Origin of the sequence: Gilliamella sp. Occ4-3, assembly GCF_001690675.1 — a bacterium.
Classification (GTDB): domain Bacteria; phylum Pseudomonadota; class Gammaproteobacteria; order Enterobacterales; family Orbaceae; genus Gilliamella; species Gilliamella bombi.
The window spans coordinates 1-5,792 of sequence record NZ_LZHR01000007.1; the positions used below are offsets into that span (position 1 = coordinate 1).

The 5,792-nt window shown below is 33.3% G+C and carries 6 protein-coding genes and 1 pseudogene; 3 read left to right on the forward strand and 4 right to left on the reverse strand.

From position 1 onward, the window contains the following. The 3 genes from A9G44_RS00795 to A9G44_RS00805 form a co-directional block, all read left to right on the forward strand. Positions 1 to 660: tRNA-dependent cyclodipeptide synthase (locus A9G44_RS00795; protein ID WP_218837496.1), on the forward strand; the 660-nt coding region annotated here is incomplete at its 5' end. A 32-nt stretch (positions 661 to 692) separates the two neighbouring features. Further along, positions 693 to 1,865 (forward strand): cytochrome P450, encoded by a 1,173-nt coding sequence (locus A9G44_RS00800; protein WP_179854775.1) that lies wholly within the window; start codon positions 693 to 695, stop codon positions 1,863 to 1,865. Position 1,866: 1 nt separating this feature from the next. After that, the gene (locus A9G44_RS00805) at positions 1,867 to 3,231 is read left to right on the forward strand and encodes an MFS transporter (protein ID WP_065586987.1); all 1,365 of its coding nucleotides are present in this window, start codon (positions 1,867 to 1,869) and stop codon (positions 3,229 to 3,231) included. Positions 3,232 to 4,040: 809 nt separating this feature from the next. Here the strand turns inward: A9G44_RS00805 and A9G44_RS00810 are convergent. The 4 genes and pseudogenes from A9G44_RS00810 to A9G44_RS12975 all read right to left on the reverse strand — a co-directional run bounded on the left by A9G44_RS00810 (position 4,041) and on the right by A9G44_RS12975 (position 5,501). Further along, entirely contained in the window at positions 4,041 to 4,541 is a 501-nt protein-coding gene (locus A9G44_RS00810; protein WP_143426270.1) for a GNAT family N-acetyltransferase, read from the reverse strand. 25 nt (positions 4,542 to 4,566) lie between these two features. Beyond that, positions 4,567 to 4,764, reverse strand: a pseudogene (locus A9G44_RS13765) (IS5/IS1182 family transposase); the annotation flags it as partial. Positions 4,765 to 4,849: 85 nt separating this feature from the next. Then, positions 4,850 to 5,026, reverse strand: a complete 177-nt coding sequence (locus tag A9G44_RS12970; RefSeq protein WP_179854777.1) for an IS3 family transposase — start codon at positions 5,024 to 5,026, stop codon at positions 4,850 to 4,852. Continuing rightward, positions 5,001 to 5,501, reverse strand: coding sequence for an IS3 family transposase (locus A9G44_RS12975; RefSeq protein ID WP_065610528.1), 501 nt, complete (start codon positions 5,499 to 5,501; stop codon positions 5,001 to 5,003). The genes A9G44_RS12970 and A9G44_RS12975 overlap by 26 nt, the downstream gene beginning before the upstream one ends. Positions 5,502 to 5,792: the final 291 nt, after the last annotated feature.

Genomic DNA, 5,792 nt, shown 5'->3' on the forward strand with positions numbered 1-5,792 from the left:
CTGTCTAGAAAGAGGTATAAAATGAAAGGAAAACATGTTTTATTTGGCATAAGCCCTTTTAATTCCAAATTTAATGAAAATTACATTAAAAATATGTTGGAGTGGGGGTTTGATAATTATGATCATGTAGATGTTTTACATCCACATGAAGAGGCTAAGTATCTTTTAATAGGAGCTGGAGATAATGAGGTAAAAGCACGTAAAAAATCACGAAAAGAATTTTATCGAATTGAAAGAGCTATTAATAATTATTTATCAATGTCTAGTCATGATTTTTTTGCAAAAAGAATATTAAAATTTTCCGATTTTTATGCTGACGAATTGTATAAAAAAAATGTAGAGATAATAAAAGAAGATTTTAAAAATAATGAGAATTTTCACTCATTATGTATAACTCAGTCATATAAAGCTATTTTGAATAGAAAAAACGCCATCAGTAAAACATCTGAAATAAAAGAACAGGATATTATTATTGCTACAGAATATATAATAAGAGAAATTCCTTTTATTATTTCCCCTTCTTTATTGTCATCTTCACTAACTAGTCTGCATATATCTTATTACTGTTCATGGCCAATAGCTGATTATGTTTATGCTGGAAAGTTAAGTATCAGCCCTAGTTCAGATACAAAAATTATTGTTAAAGATCATTCAATTTAATTATTAAGTAATATGGAGGTAATATGTTGACTATGAACAATCATTTTCCAGGAGTGTTGTCTGATGAATATGGACAAGATCCATACAAATATATTGATTTATTGGATAAAACGGAGAACGTTATTTATGACAAAACTTTAAATGCGCATTTAGCTATTAGTTATGATGCTGTTCGTAGCATACTTGGAAATTCAGTATTATTTTCAACAAAACCTTTATCTAAAAGAGCTGAGCCAGTAATGAGGGGAAAAGTTCTGGCTCAGATGGAAGGTAATGAACATAAAATAAAAAAGAGCATGCTCTTACATCAGCTTACCGGTCGTGTGTTGAAAGATTATTATCACCCCAAACTGACAAATCTATGTGATTCATTGTTAACAGAAATTATAACTAAGAACAAATTTGATTTTATTTCTGATTTTGGTAATAAATATGCTTTATTAACAACATTCAATATCATTGGTATTGATTATAATAAATTAGACTGGTATCTAGAAAGATTAAAACTCATAGTTCAATTTGCGACTGGGTTTAATCTTTCAAAAGAGACTGAAGATATCGCACTATTTGCATCTGAAGAATTGGAAAAAGTGATATTGGATTTAATCGATGAACGTAAAAAGTGTGCTGGAGATGATATTATTTCTTTTATTATTCATAATAGTAATGAAAGTGAAATATTAAGTGATAGTGAGATAGTCGCACTTTCATTAAACATTTTACTTGCAGCTTCAGAACCAGTTGATAAAGTTTTAGCAAATTGTATCTATCACCTTTATAGAAATGAATCTTATATTGATCTAGTTATCTCCAATGATTGCAGCACTAATAGTATCTTGCAGGAAAGCTTACGAATTACACCACCTGTTCATTTAATTCCACGCCAAGTCGAGGATGATAGTTGTGTTGAAGGTGTTAACTTAAAAAAAGGAGATTTAATATTTTCCTTAATACCACCAGCAAATAGAGATGAAAAATATTTTGAACACCCAAACACATTCAATCCACGAAGAGAATTTAAGGGACATCTTTCATATGGAGTGGGAATTCATGCTTGTATTGGTGCTCAATTTGCAAATATGCAATTAAATATCGCCCTTCAAAAATTAGTTTTAATACTTAAAAATTATAAAGAAATTACACCGCCAACGTTCGGTGGAATATATACACGAGGCGCAACTCAATATAATCTGGAAAGAGTTTAATATGAAGCAATCGATTGACCTGACAACCTCAGAAAGAAAGTTAGTGTTTGCTATGACACTATCTAGTATATTGCCATTATTAGATAGCAGTATTGTTAATGTTATTTTACCCTCAATTTCGAATGACATTAATACCTCTTATGCTTATATGCAATGGGCTGTTACCATATATATGCTTGCTTGCGCAGCTGGCATATTACTATCACCTTATGTACATGAAAATTTTGGACTCAAGAAAGCATGGGTATGCTCAATTTTTGTCTTTCTTGTTGGTTCTATATTAGTTGGATTTTCATATAATCTGGTTTCTTTAATCTTGTATAGATGTCTACAAGGTTTTGGTGCAGGAATTTTAATTCCTATTACTCAATCTACAATAGCAACTTATTTTGGTAAGGAAAGACTAAAGCCGGTTATGGCATTGATTGCTATTCCGTCAGTCTTTGCCCCTGCACTAGGGCCAATTTTTGGAGCAATCATATCAGAACAGTTAAATTGGAGAATAGCTTTTTTTATCAACATACCTTTAGTACTTATGGCTTTTTTATTTGGTAGAACGACAATGCCTGATAATAAAACGTCTAAATACAATATGAATATTTATGTATTAATGACATTTTTAATTGCTTTAATAATATTTTTCATCTCTATTAAAAATATCACTTCTGGGCATTTTTTTGATATTTTTAATATTATTATGCTAGTTTTAGGTATTGGTTTGATGCTGGTTTCGCTTATTATTAATAACAAGTCAGACAGTAAACTGATCGATTTAAGTTCATTTAGTTGTATTCAATATTCGTTCGCAATAATTATGGGATTTCTGACGTCACTTATCTTTTTTGGTTTCATGATTTTTTTTCCTTTAATACAAGCAATAAATGATAATATATCTATTACATATATTGGTATGTTGCTAGCTCTACAAGGTGTAGGTGCCTGGTTGGCTAGAAAATTTATTTATAAATCTCTAAGTGAGATAAATTCATTTCTAATTATTGGTGTAGGATTAATAATATCAGCAATAAGTATATTAATAATTCAAGTAGGTGGCAACGCCTTTGAAATTATCGGTTTTACTGTTCGAGGTTCCGGATTAGGCGTCGCCACGATTGCTGTTCTCTCTTCTCCATTTGAGTTCTGTGATAAAAATCAAATTAAGGACACGAGCGCTATCACGCGTGTTACACAGCAAATTGGTGGTGCATTTGGAGGCGTACTATCAGGAATATTAATCAACCTCACTCAACATCAAATAATTTCAATAAACTGCGCTTATCAGGCAATGTTTTTTGTGTCTCTGGCTTTTGGTTTTCTAGCGGTTATTGTCTATATTTTCTTTGGCCGAGTGAATACAAGGATTTAGCATACAAAAAAACGGAACATGTGAGTTCCGTTTTTTTCGCTTATTCAACGATACTGCTAAGCCACTTATTCAGTATTGAACAATTGAATGAACTATAAAGAGTCTCAACCGCTGACGCAGGTTTCAACTTGAATAAGGTATTTTTTCTGTTTAAACTAATTTTCTAAACCACTTACACAGTGTAACGGTATACTTTTCTTGCAGATATTCTTAGCAGTATGAAAAAGCATCAACTAATAAGATTATCCCGTGACAAGACAACTAAGTAGTGAATTTAAAAGAGAATGTGCAGAATTAGTTCTGAATTCTATATTTTTGGCAGGAATACCTTGTAGATATCTGCTCAGAACATCATGCACTAACATTCGGGTTACCAAATATTGGTGTTTATACTTGTCAAAGTATAATTTTGCCACTGCTCCAATTCCTGATGATTCAAAAATTGGACATAGTTGGTCAAAGCAAAATCGGGATTTATTTCCTCATTATAGGTAAACCAGATGTGTATTTCATTTTCTGCTATCTTCATAAAGCTTTCTACTTATTCTTTGATTTCGTAAATACGGTTTAATTTGAAACTCCATTGACTGAACTAATCCAAGCTCATCTTTCAGGCAGCTTATTGAACTTTGATATCAAACTAGAGTTATCTGTACAGCAGGAAAGTTGTGCCTAAAACAGGGAAGTGGCGATAAATAGTCATTTATCTAGAGGTATTTAGGTCTAAATATAAGCCCAAATGCTTCAAAAAAACGCGGTTAAAAATTTAGTTTGAGTGAAGCTTTACCGTACAAAGGTCTCAATAAAAATCAAAGTGGTTTATACATATGGTAATTTATCAGTACCTGATTTTCTCTGGATATTTTGTTAGCCCGCTTTATTTTAAAACCCCATTTTTTGAAAATTGGCATGGCCACTTTTGAAGCATCTACACTTAATTGTGAAAGCTTTTTCTGGTGAGCCAAGTCAAGCACATGGTCATAGAGTTTTCTAGCTATGCCACGCTTTTGAAAGTCAGGATGCACGTACAGACAGTCTATGTAACCATCATCTCTAAGTTCAACAAACCCCGCAAGGCTTGAGCCAAAGATAGCCATCCAAGGCTGAGTATTATCTAAACGTTCTGACCACTTCTGATAATCTGGTGGTGTTGAGCACCATGCTTCTTGCTGTGCTTTGCTATAAATATCGGTATCAATAGCATGAATAGACGAATGAAACAAATCACATATTTCAGAGGCATAGAGTGAAGAGTATGGTTTTACTTCGATTTTAGATGCAGCATTACCCAATTTGTTTCCTATTTTCATTATGATTTGCTCTAGCAAGACTTTGCACTTCAATATCGCCAACATTGACAAGGCTGACTTCCGTACTAATAGCTTCGTGAGTATCCACATCAATAGCTAAGTCTGCTTTGCGCCATGTTCTGCTTTCTTACTTTACATTTACCAAAGACTTTAAGGTCTGTCGAGTCAATAACGAAATATCGAATAGCCCTCTCGTTTTATTGCTATATTGGGTGTAAATTGTGATCCTCGCCAAAATATTAGACAGTGCCCACCTCTATCATTTTTTCGTTTTGGTAATATTGTTGTTCATATTGTTCAGGTGATACCTAGCCATTGGCTGAATGACGGCGTATCCGATTATAATAGATTTCAATATATTCAAATAGTGCTTGATTAGCCTGCTTCCTCGTTTTGTAGTAACAGTCATGAATAATATGTGTTTTGAGTGTATGAAAAAAACTCTCAACAACCGCATTATCAAAGCAGTTGCCTCTTCGACTCATGCTTTGCCTTAGTCCATATTGTAACAATAATTTGCTTGAAATCAGCACTGCAATATTGGCTTCCTTGGTCACTATGAATGAGTACATTTTTAGGAAATTGACGCCGAAATAAGGCTTGTTTTAATGTATTACACACTAAATGGCGGTCTATGTAGCGACTGGTTTGCCTAGCAATCACTTTTCGTCCATATAAATCGATAATCACCGACAAATATAACCAACCTTCACCCGTTTTAATATAAGTAATATCGGTTACCCATGTTTTATTAGGCTTATCAGGATTAAATTGCCTATCTAACGTGTTGGGCGCAATATTGTGATGAGTCGTGTCTGTTTTATACTTGAATTTACGTGCTGCTTTACTATGCAATCTTAAACTACGTAATCCCAATTGTTGCAAAACACGGCTAATTGTTCGTTCTGAAACTTGATAGCTCGCTTCCCTTGCATCATGAAGCAAACTCGGTGCATCCAAACGTGTCTTATGGTGCCATACTGCTTCTTAATATACTCGCTGAGTTTGACGGATTCGTTGAGTCTTTTTAGCTAGGCATAATAACCCGACGTACTAACACCAAGTAACGAGCACATCTTGGTAATGGAGTAGGAAGTTAAATGATTTTTCATATAGGCGTACTTCAGCGACTTGGATTATTGATGAAGAACACAGGCACCCTTTTTAGTATATCATTGTCCATTTCAGTTCTTTTATTTCTTTTTTTAATATTATAATCCGTTGTTGCTCAGCCGTTAACGCTCGACGACT

Coding starts and splice junctions, on each gene's coding strand:
- A9G44_RS00800 (WP_179854775.1), top strand. CDS start 693: ATGAACAATCATTTTCCAGGAGTGTTGTCTGATGAATATGGACAAGAT.
- A9G44_RS12970 (WP_179854777.1), bottom strand. CDS start 5,026: ATGAGTCGAAGAGGCAACTGCTTTGATAATGCGGTTGTTGAGAGTTTT.
- A9G44_RS00805 (WP_065586987.1), top strand. CDS start 1,867: ATGAAGCAATCGATTGACCTGACAACCTCAGAAAGAAAGTTAGTGTTT.
- A9G44_RS00810 (WP_143426270.1), bottom strand. CDS start 4,541: ATGAAAATAGGAAACAAATTGGGTAATGCTGCATCTAAAATCGAAGTA.